Here is a 621-nt window from a genome sequence, read left to right as displayed (position 1 = left end):
GCACCAGCCAGGCCTCCTCGCCCAGGCCAAAGGCCCAGACGCGGCCCTCGTAGCGGTCGTCCTGGGTGTCGATACCGCCCATCAGGACCAGCGCCTGCGGCGGCACCTTCGGGAAGTTCTCGCGGCGAGCGTAGAGCGTCTCCCACTCCACGCGGTCGCCCTGCTCCTCCTCCCACACCTCGCCGCGCGTGGTGTTGATGAAGGTGACCAGCTTCTCGCGGTCGCCCTTGACCTTGAGCCACTCGTCCACCAACGACACCCAGGTGGTCCAGGTGCTGTAGATCGCCCAGCAGTAGAAGCTGACGGAACGTGGCGTGCGGATCGGCTCGTTGTCCGGGCCGTACCAGTCGATGCTGTCGCGTGTCCAGCTGCCGGTCTCGTCGCAGATCCAGCGGCCTTTCGCCTGGGCCGCCACCATGTCTCGGTGTTCAAAGCAGGCTGCACAGTGCTCGCAGACGTACCAGGCGCGCTCGGCCTCGCCTAGTTCGTTCTTCTCCCACTTCAGGCCGAACTCGCAATCCTTGCCGCCCCACTTCAGGTGCTGCTCCCGCTGACAATGCGGGCAGGCAATGTGAAGCCGCAGGCGGTAGGGAGACTCATCCGCCGCCTTGGTGATCTGGC

Annotated in this window: 1 protein-coding gene; it reads right to left on the bottom strand. The window is 66.0% G+C overall.

Annotation, left to right across the window (positions count from 1 at the left end):
- A partial coding sequence (locus QSJ95_RS32500; protein WP_285647883.1) for a terminase gpA endonuclease subunit occupies positions 1–621 on the bottom strand: 621 nt, incomplete at both ends.

The organism is Pseudomonas sp. NBRC 100443 (assembly GCF_030268185.1).
GTDB lineage: Bacteria > Pseudomonadota > Gammaproteobacteria > Pseudomonadales > Pseudomonadaceae > Pseudomonas > Pseudomonas citronellolis.
The sequence above is the reverse complement of the archived record's forward strand: the minus strand, read 5'-3'. Positions and strand labels throughout refer to the sequence as shown.